7 protein-coding genes and 1 tRNA gene are annotated in these 22,905 nt (G+C 67.2%); 1 reads left to right on the top strand and 7 read right to left on the bottom strand.

Going from position 1 to position 22,905, the window contains the following annotated elements:
- Positions 1 to 107: 107 nt before the first annotated feature.
- The 7 genes from NMI01S_RS06995 to NMI01S_RS06970 all read right to left on the bottom strand — a co-directional run bounded on the left by NMI01S_RS06995 (position 108) and on the right by NMI01S_RS06970 (position 13,143).
- The gene (locus NMI01S_RS06995) at positions 108 to 2,309 is read right to left on the bottom strand and encodes an MBL fold metallo-hydrolase (protein ID WP_062995181.1); all 2,202 of its coding nucleotides are present in this window, start codon (positions 2,307 to 2,309) and stop codon (positions 108 to 110) included.
- On the bottom strand, positions 2,306 to 8,578 hold the full coding sequence (locus NMI01S_RS06990) for a hypothetical protein (protein ID WP_157126065.1): 6,273 nt from the start codon (positions 8,576 to 8,578) through the stop codon (positions 2,306 to 2,308). Before NMI01S_RS06990 ends, NMI01S_RS06995 begins: the two co-directional genes overlap by 4 nt.
- Before the next feature lie 571 nt (positions 8,579 to 9,149).
- Complete coding sequence (locus NMI01S_RS34700) at positions 9,150 to 9,293, bottom strand: hypothetical protein (RefSeq protein WP_157126064.1); 144 nt, start codon at positions 9,291 to 9,293, stop codon at positions 9,150 to 9,152.
- A 1,287-nt stretch (positions 9,294 to 10,580) separates the two neighbouring features.
- Positions 10,581 to 11,375, bottom strand: coding sequence for a DUF2637 domain-containing protein (locus tag NMI01S_RS06985; protein ID WP_062995179.1), 795 nt, complete (start codon positions 11,373 to 11,375; stop codon positions 10,581 to 10,583).
- A 50-nt stretch (positions 11,376 to 11,425) separates the two neighbouring features.
- The gene (locus tag NMI01S_RS06980) at positions 11,426 to 12,463 is read right to left on the bottom strand and encodes a tyrosine-type recombinase/integrase (protein WP_062995543.1); all 1,038 of its coding nucleotides are present in this window, start codon (positions 12,461 to 12,463) and stop codon (positions 11,426 to 11,428) included.
- A 5-nt stretch (positions 12,464 to 12,468) separates the two neighbouring features.
- On the bottom strand, positions 12,469 to 12,939 hold the full coding sequence (locus NMI01S_RS06975; RefSeq protein WP_157126063.1) for a hypothetical protein: 471 nt from the start codon (positions 12,937 to 12,939) through the stop codon (positions 12,469 to 12,471).
- 122 nt (positions 12,940 to 13,061) lie between these two features.
- Positions 13,062 to 13,143 (bottom strand) — tRNA-Leu (locus tag NMI01S_RS06970).
- 382 nt (positions 13,144 to 13,525) lie between these two features.
- Here NMI01S_RS06970 and NMI01S_RS06965 point away from each other — a divergent pair.
- Entirely contained in the window at positions 13,526 to 22,885 is a 9,360-nt protein-coding gene (locus NMI01S_RS06965; protein ID WP_062995177.1) for a type I polyketide synthase, read from the top strand.
- Positions 22,886 to 22,905: the final 20 nt, after the last annotated feature.

Raw genomic sequence — 22,905 nt, 5'->3', positions numbered from 1 at the left:
GTGCCTGACCTTCGTCGACCGAGATCTCGATAGCGTGACTGGCGGCACATCGGTGTTGATTCCCTTATCTATCCTCCAATGCGGTAGGCATCGGTGGTGGGAACTCCTCAACCGGCGAACTGCCAGTGCCGGGTGGGGGCAACATGGAATCCACGGCGGGTGAGGTTGTCTGCGAAGTCTCGTTGTTTGGACGCAATCCCATGCACCAACATCACCTCTCGCGCACCGACTTCGGTGATGATGGAGGACAGACCACGCCGGTCGGCGTGGGCCGACAGCCCGAACTTCGCGACTCGCGCGTTCACCGCGAGTTCCTCCCGGTCAAGTACGAACATGGCCCGGCTGTTGGTCTTCGCCAGTTCGAGCAGCTCGAACCCAGGAGATTCCTCATCCTGGTAGCCCGCGAGCAGAAGTGCCGCGTCCGGATCTGGGAGGATCGAGCGTGCCCAGGTGACGGCGGGACCTGCCGTCAACATCCCCGATGTGGTTACAACGACCCCACGCCGGAATGTGCGCAAAAGCTGATCACGCTCGCCCGGCTGCACCGCGGACACCTGTTCGCCGTATATCTTCAGCGGTCGTGCGGTTTTGGCGGTCTGCTCCTCGTAGATCTTCGCTATGTCCTTGGCCATCCCATCGATGAGAACCGGCACATCTGGCAGTCGGTGACGCAGCGTCAACGCGACCTCCTGTGCCCTCCCGAGCGCGAAGGCCGGCACGAGCACCCGCCCACCGTTTGCGGGGTCACCGACGGTCTCGGACACAATCCGGACGAACTTTTCTACTTCGGCCTCGCGGTTGGAGCTCTGCGGCCCGCAATACGTCGACTCGATGACCAGGAGATCCGACCCATGTGCCATATCCGGTACGACCAGGCCAGGAACACTGATCTGCGCCAGGTCGGACACGTCCCCGGTGACCGTGACCCGGTTCGGGCCGGCAGACACCACCACACCGGCAGCGCCAAGAATATGACCGGCCGGGAATAGCGTGATCGTGACTCCGGCAGCGATCTCGACAACCCGGCCGCACTGCACCTCCCGGATGCGGCGCTGCGCAGCATAGACCTGCACATCCCCGTACGGCGGCTCGGCCAGCGGTTCGTCACTCCCCACATGACTGCCACGCGCGCGGTCGAACACCCGCACCGAATCGCTCCACATCGTCGGAAGGATCGCCGCGGTCTCTGGGGTGCAGATCACCGGCACAGTCGGGTAATTCGCTATCAGTGCCGGTACGTACCCGGCGTGGTCGTTATGTGCGTGCGTGATGACGATCGCGGCGATTGGCCCGGCAAGGGCCACGTCGATGTGTTCGGGTCCGGCTTGATCGATGCGCTTGTTGGCATGCATCCCGGCGTCTATGAGAATCCGGACGTCGCCGACGGTCACCAGCATGCAGGAGCCACCGATATCGGTCCCCCCGCCGAGCGGCGTCAACGCTATCTCGCGCGGCTCACCGACCCACACCGATTCCTCCGGGGCGGGCGGTTCAAGCAAGGCGTTCAGCACTGACAACAGCACGTCCGGCGATACATCGGCCCGCGTCAGTGCTGCGGCAACTATCGGGTCAGCCAGGGGCGCTGCCTCCGATGTCCGAGTATCGACGGCGGCTTCACGCTCCCGCGGATCGACGTCGATGTCTTCCACCGGAATCTCGGTCGGGGGCGGGAGCATCGCAGCCTTCAGTACTGCCGCCGCCGCCAGCACATCCGTTGCCAGTTCCGCCACGTGGGCATGTTCGGCGGCCAGTTTGGCTCGCAGTCCCTCGATGACTGCCAGCGACTCGTCTCGATCCTCTTTGGCGGTTTCGAGCTCCCGGCGCAATTGGTCCGCCTCGGCACGGGCGTAGTCGCGCTGTACTCTCGCTCGGTCGCGGGCCGTACGGATCTCGGTCAGGCGTTGTTCGTAACGTTCCAGCCGACGCGCCGTCGCCGGACTGCGCTCGTCTGCAACAGACGACTGCTCGCCGTTGCTCCCGGCCTTCGCGGAGAGCCGGGACCGACCACGACGTGCCCGGATCGCCCGCGGATCACGTAGCACTGCCGCTGCGGCTGCACTATCCGTGGCACTGTCGCTCAGCAGCGCCACTAGATGCGGGTGCGTTTCACTCAACTCGTCGCGATAGGTCTGCGCAAGCTCGGCTCGCAACGTAGGCACCCTCGCCACGAGCTCTAGCAGGCTGGCCCGATTGACCTGGGCAAATGCCCGAGGCTCGATCTGCTGCTCGGCATAGACTGGCGACTTCAGGGCGGCATGGGCCGCGTCGAGAACAATCGCTTCGAGCAGCTGCGGTGCGGTCAGGCTCATTCGTGTGCACGCTTGGTCGCGGCGACCATGACGGGTTCGAGCCTGAACCGTCTATCTTCGCCTAGGCCGGTGAGGACACCCAGCGCACGTAGCACCTCGATGACGTCGGCTGTGCTTCTGTATCCGGCAGCGGCTATCGCGGCCGGGGTGAGCGCATTGGATTCGTCGTCGTCCTCGCCGCGCAGCGCGAGGTATTCCGCGAGCGTATCGAGATCGGTCGGGTCGTCCGCGCAATTCTGCACGAGGAAATCCCATGCCTGGCTCAGCGTGGTGTCGCTGCGTACTCCGGATGCCTCGACCAGCTCCCGGCAACGCACGGAGTCCCGTAAGTGAGTTCGGGTCTCGCGCAGTGGGTCCGAACGCAGTCCTGCGCCATGCTTGGTCAGATCCTCTGCGATCTTGTTCAACAGGATAGGCCAGCCGCCCGTCACCGCCAGCAATTCGTCGCGTGCCGCATTGTCCTGGAATGGCAAGGGCGTTTCGGTCAGCCACAGCCGCAGGTCTACGCGGTCGTACCGGCGCAACTCGGTCAATCCTGAGGAGATATCAGCCTCCCGAGCTGCGACCGGCCACATCGGTGCCTGCGCCGGTCCGGATACCAGTACGATCCCGATCGTTCCACCGGAGTGGGTAGCGATCAGCTCTCGTGCCTGCTTCCACGTCGACGATGCGACATCCAGAGAAGCGGTCCTCAAGTTTACGAGCACAATCACATGTCGCCCGGCGGCCCTGTATGTTCCCTGCTGACATGTCTTGGCGAGGGTCGCCGGGCTCGCTTCCCGCATGTGGCTCTCGCGATGGCCTGAAACCGCGCGATTGTTCTCGTCCTGTAGCGTCCTCAGACAGCGTTCGATGGTCAGAGCCGACGAGCCGATGATGCAACGGACCTGGTTTCGGGTCGCGAGCAGATCAGCGATCTGTTGTGAGGTCAACGGCCCTCGGGTCGGGCCGCCGCTGAACTCCGGCCGCATCATGCTGCCGTCGAAGCTTTCGGGCAGTTCGATCGACTCGGCCTGATCGAGGACCGCTTCGACCTCCTCCCTGGCACCCAGCAGATCAAGCACGTTCGGGGTCCGGAGCCGGTATCCATTGGTCGCGTAGGACAGCACACCGAGATCGACACATTCATCCAGCAGCGCCCGAAACTCGCCGGCGCGAACGTCTTCGGCGGAAAACCCGGTCGGCCACCAGGTCTCGCATTCATTGCGCAGCTCGCTCGGTGTCATTGTCGCGTCGATGCCGCTGGCGTGAGCGTGGAGTGCAACGCTGTAGGCGATAATTTTGTAACGCGGATCGAGGTCGAGCGTCCAATCGAACCTCTTGCGGAACGATCTACGCAGACCCGCGTCGGCCCACACCTGTTCGATATCGTCGGTGTACACGGTTTGCGGGGGCGCGTCGTCGGGCATCACCGCAGCCTGCAGACTACGCAGCAAGTGTGCGGCGAATAGCTGGATAAGGGCGGGCTGGTTATTCGCGAGCGCGAGAACCCGCGCGGCATGGTCGGTGTCATCGAAGTGATAGCCCAGCGCACGCAAAGGAGTGGTGAGCAGGTCGTAGGCCGCTTGCGGGGCGAGGGGGCCGACGCAGACGGGTTCCCCGAAGTGCGCCAGCGGATGATTCGCGAGGCGATCGAATCGGGCGGTTTGGTGCAGACCGGCGAATACCACCTTCACTGCGCGCCCGGTCCGCTCCATCAATTCCTTGAAGTGGGTCACATGCGTGAACCGTCCGTTCACCGCTTCCGCATCGCCGTCCAGGAATTTGTCGGACTCGTCCAGTAGCAGGAGTAGCTGCCGTCCCGGACGAGCCGAGATCCACTCCGTAATGTGCTTGGTGAGTGCACTGGCAACATCACCCGCTGGGATATCCGGTGGCACGATATCCCGCCTGGCCAGCAGCGGCCACAACGTTGTCCACACCGCCTCGACCGACACCGCTCGGCCGATCTTGAAGATCGATTCGTAGATCGCGATCCGGTCGTACTCGTCATCGAACTGGCGAGCTGCCTGCAACAGCAACGCCGACTTACCGAGCTGCCGACCGCCGTACACGATGCAGGGGCCCATCATGTCTATGATCTTGGCGCGCTCCTCATTTCGGCCGTAGAACATCTCCTGTCGGATACTCGCACCGGGGATGTCGGGGGCGAACGGCGAGGATACGGTGAATGGCAAGAGGACCGACATAGTGATCTCACGACTCGGTTCCGGCTGGCACGAGAGGTACGCGAACGCGGGGTCATCGACCACGATCGTCGTTGGCAGCCGCCGGTCGCTACGGAACAGGCGAGCCAGCTCGCGACGTGCGCCGGAATCGAGCGTGCCGAAGTAGAACACCACGACGGATTGATCATTCGGTTCGTCGCGCAGCATCTCCACGAGTTCACCGGGTGTCGGACCGCGCCAGATCCCGAGCAGACGCAACGAGTCGCCTGACGGACTCATCGCAGACCCGAATGCTGGCAGCAGGGCTTTGCCGGACGTGGGTCGCACACTGTGCAAATCCAGCCACCGACCACGGCGGCCGGAATGCCCACGCCGCGTAGGCGGGGTGGTCGCCTTGTCGAATTCGAACCCGACCTGCCCGAGAATCGACTTCACGTTACCGATCCGCGCCTCGAACGACCGGGCCTGCGCGAGTTGTAACCACTGGTCGATCCGGACCGCGGCGGTCGTTCCGCGACCGACCTGACCCAGCTCGACCTCCGCGCAGGTCAGTATGTCGGCGAGCTCACCGGCAGGCAGGTCGCCGGTCGATATGCCCGCGTTTAGTGCACTGCTCAGTTGTGTGAGTATTGGGTGGCCGCCAGTCTCGATCCCGGGGCGGGTGGCAGCGAATCTATCTGGGAACGCCCCGAGGAAAAGGGACAGGTGGTCCGTGGCGTCGTGCTGGGTGGGCAGCTGACCGCCCGAGCGGATCGTGACCTCATACTCTGCCGCAGTGGTCAAGTCACCTTTGTCGATGCATTGCTGGATCCTGTCGGCCGTGTCCGTGGGCATCCCGGCGGTATCCAGCGCGGTGCGGGCCGCTGCGATCGCGGACTTCACTGCCTCGGCTCGATCGATCTCTATTTTGCCGAGGCCGTCGAGCACGACATTGAAGTCGCTGCGGGTGCCGCGGTGCGGCGCCTGATAGGCGCGTGCGCGAGTTGTTAGGTCGGTCCATGTGTCCGCGCTCAACCGCCCGAACAACCGGTCGGAGTCGATACGAGCCGCGAGCGCGGCGGCGTTCTGGTCGACCTCGGCGATGGAGGCGTCGATTGCCTCCTCGCGCGCCGTCGACAACTTCTGCGCAAGCCGCGGATTGTGCGGCCGCAGCGTTTCGATGAGCAGCTGGGTACCCAGTTGGTCGTGTCGTTCGGCGCGCGCGTTGAATGCCGCGATCCAGCCGTTGTCTCCGGCCTGCAGAGCGTCGAACGCGGTCTGTATGTCTGTCACTTCGGGCGGACGGCGCGGCGCGATCGATGGGAGGAGTTCGACAGCCGGGGCCAGAGTCAGCAGGCCGCCGAGGGTCCGAGCGGATGGGGTCTCGGGACCGTGGACCACCTCGGTGCCCATGAGCAGATCCAGGGCATTGTTCAGCAGTTTCAGCCCCGCGTCGGTCGCAGCATCACGGGCCACGTCCCCACTGTCGCGCAGCTCTGCTAGTTCGGACAGCGCTGATTCCCGGACCGCGTCCACCTTGGCCTTCAATTCCGCTATCGGATCGGTCATCCACGCCCCACTGCCGGATGACAACATTCTCTCTGTTGCGGTAACCCATCGGGCCAGTAGTTCAGTCACGTCACTCGCCCAGTCGAGCAGCTTGGCCCGTGCGTGGGCTTCGATCCTTTTCGCGTTCCGCTTGCGGCCTCGAGTATGCGCGGCCGCCCAGTCCAGAGCTTGCTCGAGATTGCGAGGCGTGCGTAGCTCGGCAACCCGGGTTCGGACGAATTGCAGGTCCTCCGGCGACGGTGCTTGGGAGGCAACAATATTGAGAGGTGCGCCGAGGTAACCGTCTTCGGGTGCCATCCAGGATTGCCACAGTTCTGTTGCCGGGCCGTACTTGATAGTGCGATTCGGCGCATTCCTGAGCTTGTCGGCTGCCTCCCGGGCGAAGGCGTGATACTCCGACTCGGCTTCGGATGCTTCGATCACCGCGTTGGCGTTACGAGGAGTCAGGTACACCCCGGCGTAGATGGCGGCTTGTAGCAGTTCTGTCAGCTTGCCGACGGCGTCGCCGGAACGCACGACGCTTGTGGCGGACTCGCGCAGCGGATCTGACGCACCCGCGATAGGGGAGAGCAAGCCCGCGCGTACCGACGCCCCATACACGAGCATCTGCAAACCGGGATTGTCCCTGAGGTCGCTTGGTTGGAGGTCCGCGATTGTCGAGGCGAATTCGGCAGCATTGGATCCGGCGGAAGTACTCATTGCGGCGGCGAGCGCGGCGAGCCGGTGGGCGGCTCGGATCGAGGTATCGGCATTTTCCGCGACCGTGAGCCAATACGCCAGGGCCAGTTCACCTGAACGGAGCAGCGCGCAGTACAGCGAGATTGAGTTCGGGGTCTCCGGGCCGACCGTGGCAGGCTCCGGGGGCGGGACCGCTCGAGCCCGCGGCGCGCGCTGGGGCGAACTCGATACCGGGACAACGAGGTCCAGCTCAGCGAGAATATCCTCGAGCGCTGACTCGGCCTGCTGTCCATAGTCGGCCCCAGCCGTGTCGGCTGCTGCGGTGCTGTCGCTGGCAGGCTCGTCGTGGGCCGCAGCGGTGTCGTTACCCGCGGCACTGTCGTCGTGCGGGGCCGCATTGGTGTGGGGTGGTGGCGTGTACGCGTCGGGCGACTCGGCGGAAGCCCTGGGCGCAGTCGTATCACCCAGGACGAATGCGTCGGGGACATTCACGAACGAAAGCAATGGAATCGCGGCAGGTAGTGCGGCTCGGACCACAGGGGCGAGTTCGTGAGCACGCTCAAGGTCCCGGCCGGCTAGTTCGATGAGCTCCAGCAACGCCAGGAGAGCGCGGATAGTCTCCGCATCGCTGTCGATGGTCACTTCACCGGCCAGAGCCCGAATCTGTGCGATGTCATCGGCAAGAAACTCTTGCCCGGCCAATGCCATAAGACGCCGAACTTGTTCGACCCGCTCAGCGGCAGCGTCCGCGTCGGCTACCGCGTGCTGCGCTTGCTGTAGGGCCGCCTGCGCCGTGCCCAGGTCTGCGACCGGTTCGTCGGCGACAGCTGAGGCGGCGGACAGCACCATGCGCAGATTCCCGGAAAACTCTGCGATTCTTGCTATGTCCTTCGTGTCGGCCGGGACTCCGGCCGCGATCGCATCAGCCAGGGCGGGGAGGACCACAGAGGCGATCGCCTGCCGCTCATGCTCCAGTCGGTCACCTGCAGCAATGCACTCTGCCAGCAGTGTCGGGTTCTTCCCGGTACGAAGTTCTCGGGCCGTTTCGGCCGACAGATGTTCGGTCAGCTCGGCCACCGTGGACTTGTAGGTACCTGCCGTAGCTCCACTGAATATCCCGTTTGTCTCCGGTACACCCGTTTCCTCGTCGTTGATGTCGAGAGCCTTCGGATCATCCGTATCGTCGAAATCGCCGATCTCAGAGAGGATCTCGGCAAGCGTCTCCAAGGGGGTAGGCACTTCCGGCAATATTGGACACCGCTTCCGAACCATTTGCCATACCTGCTGGACCGCATCGGTTTGCACAGAGCCCCAGAACGGAGGCGGGTCCGCGAGCAACCAGGCGAGGGCGGCTGTATCGCCGACGTGCCCGCTCACCACCATCGACGACCAGGCCGCCGCCCGCACCGCCGGTGTGGATCCGAAATCCTCGATATCGAACATGTCGGCGTTGTGCCAACTCTGGTTCAGCGAGCCGAACGCCTCTGTCAGCTCGTCGGGGTCGGCCCTGAGAATGGTGGCGAGCTGATGTTCGGTCAGTGCGCTGATCGTGGCGGTCGCCTTGACCGATCCGTGGAGGCAGTCGTGCAGGATATGTGCCGCCCGCTCTTCGTCAGCACGGGCAAGTCTGGTCTGTACGGCCACGGCCATTGCGGCCGGCGGCGCGCCGGTGCGAAGCTTAAGAGTCCTATGCAGGAAGCCGGTGTAGGGATGATCAAGCTTCGGGAATTCTGCAATGAGGTCGGCTCGTCCGAGGGCGCCGGCTGCCGATTTCGCGATCCTTGCTCGTCGTAGAATCTGGCACTCGCCCGCAGTAAGCCTTGTGCGATCGGTGGAATGATGCTGGTCGGTATGGGATTCGGTGTACTGGCTCAAGACGCCCCCTCGTTCGCAAAATGACCCACAACCCCTGCCCTCGAGCGCGTGTCGTGCTGGCTCGGTCCAGCCGGACGACGTGCTTCCGATGGCCTATCTCTATCATGTCGCAGTGAGACTCTCCGGTGTTGCGAGTCTAAAGAAGTCTGAGGGTAACTGCAGGTAGAACTATGTGACCGCACTGTCGCTGGGCCGAACGGCGCCTTTGGGTAAGCGTTGCTGACCGATGCGGATCAGCGCCTGACTCATCGACAGCGCCAGAGCGCGGCCTGCTGTGGCTCCTGAGCCGTGTCCCCCTCGACGATTTCGGTGACGCTCCCGGTCTCCCGTCTCGTCGACCTAGGCGTACACCAGTTGCCATCCCATGCCAGGAATTTAGCAAATCGAAACGAGCACTGTCGATTTCGTGTGTTACGAGGCAAATGGTCGGTTTGTGGCCCGCGTCGGTCAATGGATGCTGGCCCGTCCTGCCATCTTCCAGGTGAAGGCCGGGACCAGCTGTTGTTCGACGAATGTATCGAGCAAGTTTCCGCAACACCGGCACCTCGCTGGACTTGCCGGCGACACCGATCTAGTTCATGATCACGCCGGTAGCCTGGCAGATCCCCGACAGCAGATGTGTCAGGTGACCTGCAGTGTCGCGGGTGCCCTCAAGTGTCTTGCCGTCGAATGAGATCACCGTCAGGCTACCGATAACCTTGGCGGGCAGCCACATCCATGCCCCTGGGTCGCGTCGAGGTCGTCGGCGTCCACGCGTTGCAGCACGCGGCGGATCGTTTTCTCGCTCGGTGCCGACGCGGTGACTCCGAGGCGGCCCAGCACGGTCGGCGGCCGACTCACCGGTCGCTGTGAATCACCGTGATCCGGCCGCGGTGGCCGCAAGCGCGAGCAACAGGATCACCGCCAACCGCCAGGGGAACCTCCGGTCCCGACGTTTCCGGGGATCGGGCACCCGCGCCAGCACCTGCAAGCAAACTATGCGGAATCACCGCGGCTGCGCCGTCGTCCGTCGGCATCCCGACCGGATCGGTGCCCGGTTCGACACGAGCGGCAACAGCAGGCGATGATGACAACGCGAGCACGGCAACAGCTTTCGGCGATCAGGTGTGGTAACCACGATCATCACGGGGTCGTTGCCGAGGCAGTGATGTCTGGGCGCCGTTGGGTTTCGAGTCGGCGATCTCGGGCCGACTGCCGAGCAGCGCATGTGGGCGCACTACGTGACCGCGCGATCGAACGGACCCACACCGACCGGAGCGGAGCTGGACCGGAGCGCGGGCACAAACAACCACGGCCGCAGAGCCCTACGACGGTGGAAGGCAGCGGGCAGATAGACGGCGATGTTCCAAGGAAACTTGAAGATCCGCCGACCGCGGTCAGCGGGGGATCGGCGTGAGGTCGGGAACCGTCGCTCTGAGGGGAGTTCCTAATGGGCACATGGTCTTCGGTGGTCACGCACGCGGCGGAAGGCGTGGCGGTAAGTGTGCCCGTGGTATCGATTCTCATTGCGGTCTACGCGGGCCTGGCAGTAGCGGTAGCCCTGTCCCACCCGGATTGGCGCCGGAGGCGCGACGCTCGCGCGGTCCTCGAGCACCTCACCGAACTACGTCCGAGAAGACGCCGCGGATCGGAATCCCCTACCAACCGATCGTCAAAAATCCTGACCATGTCCGGCGCCCGAGTGACCGAAGAATGTGTGCGGAAGAGTGTCAAGGTCGATCGCATCGGCAAGATCGGCGCCACCAGCACCCGGCCTGAAGACCAAAGCCACCGGCGCGCTGCGCTTACAGAAACAACAACGAGACGACGGCAACACCGAGACTGCCTACGAGACGGACGAGACCAAAACTGCGATCGAACCGATCATGCGTCTCTCATCTGTCCCGACCGGGTCTCACCCGGCCGATTGCCGAGCAGCGCATGTGGACGCACTACCGGTGGAGCTAAGGGAATCGAGCCCGTGACCTTCTCGTCGGCGGGCGGGCTTGTGGCCGATCGAAGATCATGTCGTGGGTGGGTCGAGCGCCTGGGCTCGGGTGAGAATTCTGCTGATGGTCGATCGGCTGCGATGCGTTCGCTCGGCGATCTCGCTGGCTTTTAGTCCTTCGGCGTAATGCAACGCCAGGATGTGTGCGACCTCGTCAGGGTCTCGACGGCGGGCGGGATCACGTGCGCAGATGATCGCCGCGATTTCGCTCCATGAAGTTGTGCCCGCAACGGTCCCTTCCGTCGTGCGCACGGCGACATCGTCGACCGGGGTGCCCGACGATTCCGGCAATGCGTCAAGAACTGTCGTCGGTCCGGCGGACGCTGTGGCTTCTGTTGTGGCGCTGGTGTCATGGGGTGGTTGTGTGATCGAGATGAGGGCGACGGTGGCTTGGGTCATCGAGCCTTCGATGATCAGCGGCCACAGCCATGCCTGATTGTGTGGGATGCCGGCCAGTTCGGCGAGGGACCGCAACGCGGTGAACGACAGCCAGAACGCGCCCGCCGCGATGAGGACGGTCAGCACGACCGCGAGCCGGTGAGCGGCGGTGCTGCGCACCTGCTTTCGCTGCAGCACGGTGACACCGTGCACAGCGGTCAGCAACGCGATCGGTGGCACTACCGCGACCGCACCGGCGATCGGCGGAGCCGGTGCGTGGAGCACGGCGTGCACAGCGTTGCCGGTCACGCTCACCGTCGCTGAGGCGACGAGCACGCACCAGAAGAAGGCGTGCGCACGGTCGGGACCGTGCGCACGGTCCCGACCGCTCAAGGACGCGTGCGTGCGCACGACGGTGTCGGGTGCGGACATGTGGTGTGGTCCTTCGGGCGAGCGGGGATCCGGTGTGCAGGCGACAGTGTTCATGTGGCCGTGGCTCCTCCGGCTGTGGCCAACGGATGCGGCTCGCCGGTGAGTACGGCGAGGGCGGCGGCGACTTCGAGGAGGTTGGCTTTGACGTAGGTGGCCGTGGTGCCCGCGGTCTTGCCGTGGTGGCCGGCGTAGGCGCGGGCCACGGCGTAGCCGAAGGTGCGCTCCACCCACGTCAGGGTGGTATGGCGAAGCCAGTGCATGGTCACGCCTTGCACGGCCACCCACGGCAGCTCTTCGCCGATGCGTGCCCAGATGTGGTCGTAGCGCCGCGAGGTAATGGGTGTGCCGTTGCGGTAGCGCAGCAGCTGCCCCGACACTGGCGCGTTGCGAGCGGCGGCGTGCGCGCGCAGATGGCGCATGAGTGTGGGGGAGACCGGCTGCCAGCGGTCGGTGCCGTCTTTCTCCCGCAGCCACACCAGGCATTGGTCGGCGTCGAGGTCGTGCGGTCGCAGAGCCAGCGCGCCGCTGCGCCGGCACGCGGTCTCGATGTGCAGGCGCAGGATCAGCGAGTCCAGCTCTGCGTCGTTGCCGGTCTCGGCGGCCACCGCGCAGATCTCGGCCAGTTGCCCGGACGGAATCGCGTAGCGGTGTGAGGGTTTTCGTGTGGGCTTGGCGACCTTGCGGGCGGGGTTGTCGCTGGGGCGGATCCAGCCTGTGCTCTCGGCGTAGCGGTACACGCAGCGCACCGCGCTGACGAAATGCTCGACCGCGCTGCCTCCGCCGCGTGAGGCCCGGTTGGCGCGGGCGCGCTGTTGGACGGCGCGGGCCATGGTCTCGAGGTCGGCTTGGGTCGGCTCGTCGAGGCGCCGTGTCGCCCACTGTGTTTCCAGCCGCCGCAGATGCGCGTCGTAGGTGCGCATCGTGCCGGGACGCAGCGTGGCCCGCACCTGCGGGACCACCTCGGCGAAGGTCGGGACGAGCGCGGTGGTGCCGACGAGATCGGCGGGGCTGATCCCCATCTGCGCCAGCAGGATCCGCGCGGCCGCGACCGCCTCGGCCGACGCCGCGGGTGTTGTGTTGGTGGTCATCGGTGTCATCGCTCCAGCAGTGCCAGGCCGGGAGCGAACACCGTCTCCATCGCGGCCGGCGCGACGATCGCCAAGCGCCCGCGGGTGCGTCTGCCGAGAAGGAGGGCGCGGTCGCCGATGACCAGCTGCACGCGGCGCCGTTGCCGTAGCGGGATATGAATGGTCCCGTCGCGCATCAGGATCGGGCCCTCGGGGTCGGGGGAGGCGACGAGGATTCCGTGCTCGGCGCAGCGCAGAGCCAGCCGGTCGCCGGTGTCCCAGCCCAGCGCGGCGAAGACCTTGCGATCCACGACCCGCCCGCCTCGCCCGACCGTGGACATCCCGACGAGGTCGGCGTCCGGTGCGGGAACAGGCAGCGGGGCAAGCGAATGCGGGCCGTGGATCAGTTGCTGCAGCGGGGTCTGCGGTGGGATCACCGGTGCGATCACGCGCGCCACCCCCGCACGCCGCGGGGCAAGGAGGTCCAACGAACGCACGTAAATATCGCATTCGTGCTACCAAAGTGGTCGAGTCACAGACTGTTGTCACTGGTCGTCCTTCGTGGTTGAGTGCGCTCAGACACGCGGACGCCGAATGTGTCACCAGTGACACGAAATCGTGCGCGAGGGGGGACTTGAACCCCCACGTCCGAGGACACTGGAACCTAAATCCAGCGCGTCTGCCAATTCCGCCACTCGCGCGTGATGGTACGACCGTCCAAACTCTACCGGCCCGGAGGCGGATCACGAAGCCGTGCGGGGTGTCGTGTACCCACGGGTAACACGAACTGGGATTATAACGATTTGGCAACTCTCAATATGAGGAACCCTCAACTTTCTGACTTCCAAGTAACCCTGCCACCTGGGGGTTCAAACATGAGGGAGGGTCATGTTTGCAGGTGTTCTTGTACGCACGTACCGAAATACTCGACGGTAGGAGTGTGGGGGCCAGGGAAACGTGAGGCTTTCCTCATGATTTTGTGCGAACCTGGGGCTTCGTCAGGTCCTCAGGGGTGAGGGACGCCTGTGCACGCAAGAGCGGGCCCCGCGGGGTGAGCCGCCACGAGAAGGAAGTCGATACGTCTTGACGATCAACGAACGCACCGGGACCGGAACGAACGCGAAGGTCGTTGGGGGAGTTTCGGATACGGGTATCAAGTCGTCGCTGCTGGATCGCCTGCTCGGTGGTGAGAAGTACGCGCTGGCCTTCGGGGGGCAGGGTGCGCAGTGGCTGCGGGAGCTCGAGGAGATCGGCCGCGACAGCGCGCTCGAGCCCGAGCTGACCGCGCTCGTGCGCGAGGCGGACGCGCGGCTGGAACCGGTGGCGGCGCAGCTGCTGGTGGTCCGGCCCGTCGGCTTCGACCCCGTCGCGTGGATGCTCGAGGACGAGCTTGCCGACGGCGAGGAAGGGGAGGAGTCGGCGGCGCCGTCCGCGCAGGCGCTGCGCTCCGCCGCGGTGTCCATGCCGGGCGTCTTCCTCGCGCAGGTCGCCGCGCTGCGGGCGCTGCGGCTGCAGGGGCTCGATCCTGCCGAGCACGCGCCGACCGGCATCATCGGTCACTCCCAGGGCCTGCTGGCCGCCGAGGCCGCGAGCGCGCAGGGTGCGCGCGACGCGGAACTGCTCGCGCTGGCCCAGTTGATCGGCGCCGCGGCCACATTGGTGGCGCGTCGCCGCGGTCTCATCCCGGTCGGCGACAAATCGCCGATGGTCGCGGTGTCCAACGTGGACCCCGACGAGCTGCGCGCGGTCGTCGCCGAGGTCTCGGAGGGCGTGGATCCGAATGTCGCCGCGGTGGTGTCGATTCGCAACGGCCGCCGGCGCGCGGTCCTGTCCGGCACCGTGGCGCAACTGGAGCGGGTGCGGCAGCGCTGCGCCGAGATCCACGCCGAACAGAGCCGCGATCGCGATGCCAAGAAGCGCGGTGGCGCGGTGTTCGCCCCGGTCTTCGAGGACGTTCAGGTCGAGGTCGCGTTCCATCACCCCGCGCTGACCGAGACCGTCGAGCTGGTGTCGACGTGGGCCGCGCAGTGTGAGATCGACACCGAACTCGCCGCGCAGCTCGCCCGCAGCATTCTGGTCGACCCGGTGGACTGGGTGCAGGCGGTCGACGACACCGTTTCCGGTGGCGCCCAATGGATTCTGGATATCGGCCCCGGTGATCTGCTGAGCCGCCTGACCCAGGGTTCGCTCAAGGGCACCGGCGTCGGCATCGTCGCGGCCGCCACCCGGCCCGGACAGCGCAGCCTCTTCACTCCCGGCGCGGCCCCGCAGGTCGCACCGGCGTGGGATTCCTTCGCGCCCAAGCCGATTCGGCTTCCCAACGGCCGCATCGTGGTCGAAACCTCGTTCACCCGCCTGACCGGCCGGTCGCCGATCCTGCTGGCCGGTATGACCCCGACCACGGTCGATGCGAAAATCGTTGCCGCCGCGGCGAATGCGGGCCACTGGGCCGAGCTGGCCGGTGGCGGTCAGGTGACCGAGCAGATCTTCGCCGATCGGGTCGCCGAGCTGAAGACCCTGCTGCAGCCCGGCCGGGCCGTGCAGTTCAACTCGCTGTTCCTCGACCCGTACCTGTGGAAGTTGCAGCTGGGCGGTAAGCGACTGGTGCAGCGCTCGCGCACGGCCGGTGCCCCGTTCGACGGCGTGGTCGTGACCGCCGGCATTCCCGAACTCGACGAGGCCGTGGCGCTGATCTCCGAGCTGACCGAGGCCGGTATCAGCCACGTCGCGTTCAAGCCCGGCACCGTCGCGCAGATCCGCGCGGTGCTGCGCATCGCCGACGAGGTGCCGGACTACCCGGTGATCATGCACATCGAGGGCGGCCGCGCGGGTGGTCACCACTCCTGGGAGGACCTCGACGACCTGCTGCTCGAGACCTACGCCGAACTGCGCGGCCGCGACAACGTCGTGGTCTGCGTCGGCGGCGGCATCGGCACCCCGGAGCGGGCCACCGAATACCTGACCGGCGAATGGTCGGTCTCCCATGGCTACCCGAAGATGCCGCTGGACGGCGTGCTGGTCGGCACCGCGGCCATGGCCACCCTGGAGGCCACCACCGCACCCGAGGTCAAGCAGTTGCTGGTCGACACCCCCGGCACCCCCGACTGGGTCGCCGCCGGGACCGCGACCGGCGGAATGGCTTCCGGCCGTAGCCAACTGGGCGCCGACATCCACGAGATCGACAACTCCGCCTCGCGCACCGGCCGCCTGCTCGACGAGGTCGCCGGCGACGCCGAGGCCGTGGCCGCGCGCCGCGACGAGATCATCGAGGCGCTCGACAGCACTGCCAAGCCCTACTTCGGCGACGTCGCGACCATGACCTACCTGCGCTGGCTGGAACGCTACGTGGAGCTGGCCGCACTGCTGCCGGAACATCAGCGCGCCGGTCGCGACGGCTTCGACTGCGGCACCGACCTCGGTGACGCCATCGCCGACGCCACTCGCTCGGTGTGGGCCGACATCACCTGGCGGGATCGGTTCGCCGAGATGGTGCGCCGCGTCGAGGGCCGCCTCAACCCCGCCGACCGCGGCCGCATTCCGACCCTGTTCGACGACGACAGCATCTTCGAGCGCCCGGTCCACGTGATCTGCACGCTGAAGGAGCAGTATCCGGCCGCCGCCGAGACCGTCCTGCATCCGGCCGATGTGCCGTTCTTCGTCTCGCTGTGCAAGACCCCCGGCAAGCCGGTCAACTTCGTGCCGGTCGTCGACGCCGACGTGCGCCGTTGGTGGCGCTCGGACTCGCTGTGGCAGGCCCACGACCCGCGCTACACCGCGGACCAGGTGTGCGTGATCCCGGGAACCGTGTCGGTCGCCGGCATCACCCGCGTCGACGAGCCGGTGGGTGAGCTGCTCGACCGCTTCGAACAGGACACCGCCTACACGCTGATCCGCGGCGGCGTCACCCCCGCCGCCGTCGACGGCCGCCGCCGGGCCGAGATCGGTTCGGGCGCCATCGATATCGTGCTGGCCGCACCCGACGTGCAGTGGGCCGGACGCACCACCGCGAACCCGGTGCACCGGCTCGGCGAGCTGCGCGAGTGGACCGTCGACCCCCAGGGTGCGGTGCACCGCCCGACCGGCGCCACGCTGGTTCCCGCGACCGGTCCGGACGCCGACAACGCCTACGTCGAACTGGCCGTCCCGCTGTCGCCCGCGAACGAGGTCCGGATCCGCATCACCGTGCCCAGTTCGGTCTACAACGGTGGCGCCCCGGTGGTGACCGAAGCCGATGCCGAGACCGCGATGTCGGCCCTGCTGGCCGTTGCCGCCGGGCAGGCGCTGCCGGAGATCAAGTCCGCCAACGGAACTCATGTCGCGCATGTGAATCTGGCGTGGACGCCCGATATGGTCGCCGACCACGCCGGTGTGACCGGCTCGGGTCTGCCGGAGGGCCTCAGCACCATCGGCCGCCGGGTTCCCGACGTGCTGGTCGGTGCCTGCTGGCCGGCCGTCTTCGCCGTGCTCGGCGCGAGCCGTGCCGAGGGCGAAAACGGAAGCGTCAGCAGTGTTATCGAGGGCATGCTGGATCTGGTGCACCTGGACCACCAGGTCCACCTGGTGCGCGAGCTGCCCAGCGATCCGGCGGTGCTCAGCGTGCGTGCGGAATCCGCGTCGGTGATGGACACCGATCTGGGCCGCGTCGTCGAGGTGCGAGTCACCGTCGGCGTCATGCGCGATCACGGACTGGAGACCCCGACCGTCGCAACACTGGTGGAGCGCTTCGCGATTCGTGGCCGCAACGGCAGTCATGAGCTCACCGATCCGCCGCGTGCGGCCGGGACGGTGTCCGAGGAGGCGACCGAAACCCCGCGCCGCCGTCGTCGCGACGTCACGCTGACCGCACCGCGGGCCATGGCCGCCTTCGCCGAGGTGTCCGGCGACCACAACCCGATCCACACCAGCAACGCGGCCGCGAAACTCGCGGGCCTGGGCAGCCCGATCGTGCACGGCATGTGGCTGTCGGCCGCGGCCCAGCACGCGGTCTCGGCGGTGGATCCCGAATCTCCGCTGCCCGCACGTACTGTCACCGCCTGGACCACCCGATTCCTCGGCATGGTCCGGCCGGGCGCGCAGATCGATGTGCGCGTCGAGCGGATCGCCGTCGACCGCGGCTGCGAGATCGTCGAGGTGTCCTGCCGGACCGGCGGTGATCTGGTGATGACCGCGACCGCCCGGCTCGCGGCCCCCAAGACCGTCTACGCCTTCCCCGGTCAGGGCATCCAGACCAAGGGGATGGGACTGGACGCCCGGTCGCGGTCGAAGGCGGCCAAGCAGGTGTGGGATCGCGCCGACAAGCACACCCGGGAAGCCCTGGGCTTCTCGATCCTCGCCGTGGTGCGCGACAACCCGACCTATCTCAAGGCCCGCGGCGTGGAATACCGCCACCCGCAGGGTGTTCTGCATCTGACCCAGTTCACTCAGGTCGCGATGGCCACCCTCGGTGTGGCACAGGTCGCCGAACTGCGTGAGGCCGGCGCGTTCGTCGAGGGCGCGATGCTCGCGGGTCACTCCGTCGGTGAGTACAACGCGCTGGCAGCCGTGGCCGGTGTGCTTCCGCTGGAAGCCGTGCTCGAGGTCGTGTTCCAGCGCGGCTCGGCCATGCACGAGCTGGTGCCCCGGGATGCGCAGGGCCGCAGCGACTATCGGATGGCCGCCATCCGTCCGTCGCAGATCGGTCTGCCCGACGCCGAGGTGATCGACTTCGTCGCCGGCGTCGGCGAGCGCGTCGGGGAATTCCTCGAGGTGGTGAACCTGAACCTGCGCGGTTCGCAGTACGCGATCGCCGGTACGGTCGCCGGGCTCGAGGAGCTCGAAGCCGAAATCGAGCGTCGCCGTGCCGAATTCGGCGGCAAGCGCGCCTTCGTCTTGGTGCCGGGCATCGACGTGCCGTTCCACTCGACGGTGCTGCGCAAGGGTGTGCCCGAGTTCCGCAACAAGCTCGAGGAGCTGCTGCCGGAGAATCTGCATCCGGAAGTCCTTGCCGGACGCTACGTTCCGAACCTGGTGCCGCGGCCGTTCTCGCTGGAGCGCGACTTCATCGCCGAGATCGCCGACTACGTGCCGTCGGAGCCGCTGCGCGCGGTGCTCGACGACTTCGAGTCGTGGGCCGCGCGTCCGGAAGAACTGTGCCGGGTGGTGCTGATCGAGCTGCTGGCCTGGCAGTTCGCCAGCCCGGTGCGCTGGATCGAGACCCAGGATCTGCTGTTCACCGATACCGGACGCGGTGGCCTCGGTGTGGAGCGGTTCGTCGAGATCGGCCTGGCGGCGACGCCGACCGTGGCGAATCTTGCCGGTAACACCCTGAAGCTGCCGCAGTACGCCGCCACCAAGGTCGAGGTGCTCAACATCGAGCGCGAGGCCGGCGTGGTGTACTCCACCGATACCGATCCGGCGCCGGTCGACGAGCCGGAAGAGGTTGTGGCCGAAGCGGTTCCGGCCGAGACGGGCGCCGCGGCCGCCCCGGCTCCGGCTCCGGTCGCCGCCTCCGGTGGTCCTCGCCCCGACGACATCACCTTCACCGCCGCCGATGCCACCCGCGTGCTGATCGCGTTGTGGACCAAGCTGCGGCTGGACCAGATCGGTCCCGTGGACACCATCGAGGCGCTGTGCGACGGTGTGTCCTCGCGACGCAACCAGCTGCTGGTCGACCTCGGCTCCGAGCTGTCGCTGGGCGCGATCGACGGCGCCGCCGATGCCGATATGGGCGCCCTGTCGGCCACCGTCGACCGGCTGGCCCGCACCTACAAGCCGTTCGGCTCGGTGCTGTCCGACGCCATCGGCGACCACCTGCGCAAGGTGTTCGGTCCCTCGGGTAAGCGCCCGGCGGCGATCACCGATCGGGTGAAGAAGGTGTGGCAGCTCGGCGACGGCTGGGCCCACCACGTCACCGCCGAGGTGTCGCTGGGCACCCGTGAGGGCGCCAGCGTGCGCGGCGGGGATCTCGGTGGCCTGGTCTCCGGTGCGTTGAGCGACGGCGCTTCGGTAGATGCCGCGATCGACGCCGCCGTGCAGGCCGTGGCCGCGCGTCGCGGAATCAGCGTCGCACTGCCGGCCGCCGGTGGTGGCGGTGGTGCGACGGTCGACGCGGCCGCCCTCGGTGAATTCACCGAGCAGATCACCGGCCGCGACGGCGTGCTGGCGACAGCCGCCCGGGTGGTGCTCGAGCAGCTGGGTCTCACCGACCAGGTGTCGGCGCCGGAGGCGAGCGACGAATCGCTGGTCGACCTGGTCTCGGCCGAATTGGGTTCGGACTGGCCGCGTTTGGTGGCCCCGGCCTTCGACGCGCGCAAGGCCGTGCTGATCGACGACCGCTGGGCCACCGCCCGCGAGGATCTGGCCACGCTGTGGCTCGACACCGACGCGGAGGTCGACGAGGACCGGATCGCCGGATTCGCCGGCACCGGCGCGGCCGTTGCGGCCCAGGCGAATTGGTGGCGTCAGCAGGCGATGAAGCAGGCCCGGTCCGTCCTGGCCGGCGCCTACGAGCACATCGCCCGGACGGCCACCGCGACCGACGAGGGTGTCTGGTCCTCCGACACCGCGGTGATCACGGGCGCGAGCAAGGGGTCCATCGCGGCCTCGATTGCGGGCCGGCTGCTCGCCGGGGGTGCGACCGTCATCCTCACCACGTCCAAGCTCGACGACGACCGCCTCGCCTTCTACAAGCAGCTCTACCGCGAGCACGCTCGCGCGGGCGCCGCGCTGTGGGTGGTCCCGGCGAATATGGCCTCCTACTCCGATATCGATGCGCTGATCGACTGGGTCGGCAACGAGCAGACCGACAACGCCGGTGGCGCGAAGGTGCTCGTGAAGCCCGCGATGACCCCGACGCTGCTGCTGCCGTTCGCCGCCCCGCGGGTGGCCGGCGATCTGGCCGATGCCGGGGCGCGCGCCGAAATGGAGATGCGGGTCCTGCTGTGGTCGGTGGAGCGGCTGATCGGCGGTCTGTCCGCCCTCGGCGCCGACCACGACGTGGACGCGAAACTGCATGTGGTGCTTCCGGGTTCGCCCAACCGCGGCATGTTCGGCGGCGACGGCGCCTACGGCGAGTCGAAGGCCGCGCTGGACGCGGTGATCGCCAAGTGGCGGGTGGAGAAGTCGTGGGCGCAGCGGGTCACCATGGTGCACGCGATGATCGGCTGGGTGCGCGGCACCGGCCTGATGGGTCATAACGATCCGCTGGTCGCGGCCGTGGAGAAGGCCGGCGTGCACACCTGGTCCACGCAGGAGATGGCCGACGAACTGCTCAAGTGGTGCACGTCGCGGGCTCGCGCCGTCACCGCCACCGGTCCGCAGCAGATCGACCTCACCGGCGGGCTGGCCGGGGCGAAGCTGGATCTGTCCGCGCTGGCCGACGATGTCGAGCGCGAGCCGGAGGCGGTCGCCGACGACGAGCGCGCGACGGTCCCGGCGCTGCCGGTGCCGCCGACACTCACCTCGGCGCTGCCGACTCCCGATTGGGGCGCCGTCACCGCCGATCTCGCCGATATGGTCGTGATCATCGGCGCCGGTGAGCTCGGACCCTACGGTTCCGCGCGCACGCGCTTCGAGATGGAGGTCGCCGACGAACTGTCCGCGGCCGGCGTCCTGGAACTGGCGTGGACCACCGGTCTGGTGACCTGGGAGAACGACCCGAAGCCGGGCTGGTACGACGTCGAAAGCGGCGAATACGTCGAGGAATCGGAGTTGGCCGAGCGTTACCACGACGCCGTGGTGCAGCGCTGCGGTATCCGCCGCTACGGCGACGACGGCTCCATGATCGACAACGCCGCGCCGCTGCTCACCTCGGTCTTCCTCGACCGGGATCTGAGCTTCGTGGTCAACAGCGAGGCCGAGGCGCGCGCGTTCTACGCCGCCGACCCCGAGCACACCGTGATCAGCCCCGTCGCCGATTCGAGCGACTGGCAGGTGATTCGCCAGGCGGGCACCGAGATTCGGGTGCCGCGCAAGGCGAAGCTGTCGCGCACCGTCGGCGGTCAGATCCCCGAGGGCTGGGACCCGACCCGCTGGGGCATCTCGCCGGATATGGCGAGTTCGGTGGACCGGGTGGCGCTGTGGAACATCGTCTGCACCGTGGACGCGTTCCTGTCCAGCGGTTTCAGTCCCGCCGAGCTGATGAGCTGGGTGCACCCGGCGATGGTGACCAACACCCAGGGCACCGGTATGGGCGGCATGTCCTCGATGCGCTCGCTCTACATCGACAACCTGCTCGGTGAGCCGCGGGCCAACGACATCCTGCAGGAGGCGTTGCCGAACGTCGCACTGGCGCATGTGGTTCAGTCCTACGTCGGCAGCTACGGCGGCATGATCCACCCGGTCGCGGCGTGTGCGACCGCGGCGGTGTCGGTCGAGGAGGGTGTCGACAAGATCCGTCTCGGCAAGGCCGAGGTCGTGGTCGCCGGCGGTTACGACGATCTCGGCATCGAGGGCATCGTCGGCTTCGGTGACATGTCGGCGACCGCGGATTCGGCGGCCATGAGCGCCAAGGGCATCAGCGACCGCTACTTCTCCCGGGCCAACGACCGGCGCCGCGGCGGATTCGTCGAATCCCAGGGTGGCGGAACGGTTCTGCTGGCCCGCGGTGACATCGCCGCGGAGTTCGGCCTGCCGGTCCTCGGTGTGGTCGCGTTCGCGCAGTCCTTCGCCGACGGCGTGCACACCTCGATTCCGGCTCCCGGACTGGGCGCGCTGGGCGCGGGCCGTGGCGGTGCCGAATCGCGGCTGGCCGCCGAACTGCGCAAGCTCGGCGTGACCCCGGACGAGATCGCGGTGATCTCCAAGCACGACACCTCCACCGCCGCCAACGATCCCAACGAATCGGAGCTGCACGAGCGGCTGGCCGGCGCGCTGGGGCGGTCCGAAGGCGCACCGATGTTCGTGATTTCGCAGAAGTCGCTGACCGGTCACGCCAAGGGCGGTGCGGCCGCGTTCCAGCTGATCGGCCTGTGCCAGGTGCTGGAGCAGGGCGTGATTCCGCCGAACCGCAGCCTCGACTGCGTCGACGAGAAGATGGCCGAGTATCCGCACCTGGTGTGGCCGCGGCAGCCGCTGCGGTTCGGGGATCGGTTCGCGCTCAAGGCCGGTCTGGTGACCTCGCTCGGGTTCGGGCACGTCTCCGGCCTGCTGGCGGTCGTGCATCCGCAGGCCTTCGTCGAGGCCCTCGATCCGCAGCGTCGTGACGACTATCTGCGTCGCGCCGAGGAACGCCGGCTCGCCGGTCGTCAGCGTCTGGTCGAGGCGATGTGCGGTGGTGAACCGCTCTACGAGCGGCCCGCCGACCGCCGTCTCGGTGGCGACGGCACTCCTGCCAAGCAGATTCGTCAGCTCGAGGCCGACGTGCTGCTCTCGGCGGAGGCGCGCCTGGGCGCCGAGGGGCTGTATCTGGCCCACGGTTCCTGCGGCACAGGCGAACTGGCCGGTAACCGGGAGGCCGAGAAGTAGGGAGATCGGGCCCGGGAAGT

Source organism: Nocardia mikamii NBRC 108933, from assembly GCF_001613505.1.
GTDB lineage: Bacteria > Actinomycetota > Actinomycetes > Mycobacteriales > Mycobacteriaceae > Nocardia > Nocardia mikamii.
This window is presented reverse-complemented; position numbering and strand designations above follow the sequence as displayed.

Bases quoted from the DNA above. Each gene is read 5' to 3' on its own strand.
- NMI01S_RS34700 (WP_157126064.1), bottom strand. From the start codon at position 9,293: ATGTGGCTGCCCGCCAAGGTTATCGGTAGCCTGACGGTGATCTCATTC.
- NMI01S_RS06985 (WP_062995179.1), bottom strand. From the start codon at position 11,375: ATGTCCGCACCCGACACCGTCGTGCGCACGCACGCGTCCTTGAGCGGT.
- NMI01S_RS06995 (WP_062995181.1), bottom strand. From the start codon at position 2,309: ATGAGCCTGACCGCACCGCAGCTGCTCGAAGCGATTGTTCTCGACGCG.
- NMI01S_RS06980 (WP_062995543.1), bottom strand. From the start codon at position 12,463: ATGACCACCAACACAACACCCGCGGCGTCGGCCGAGGCGGTCGCGGCC.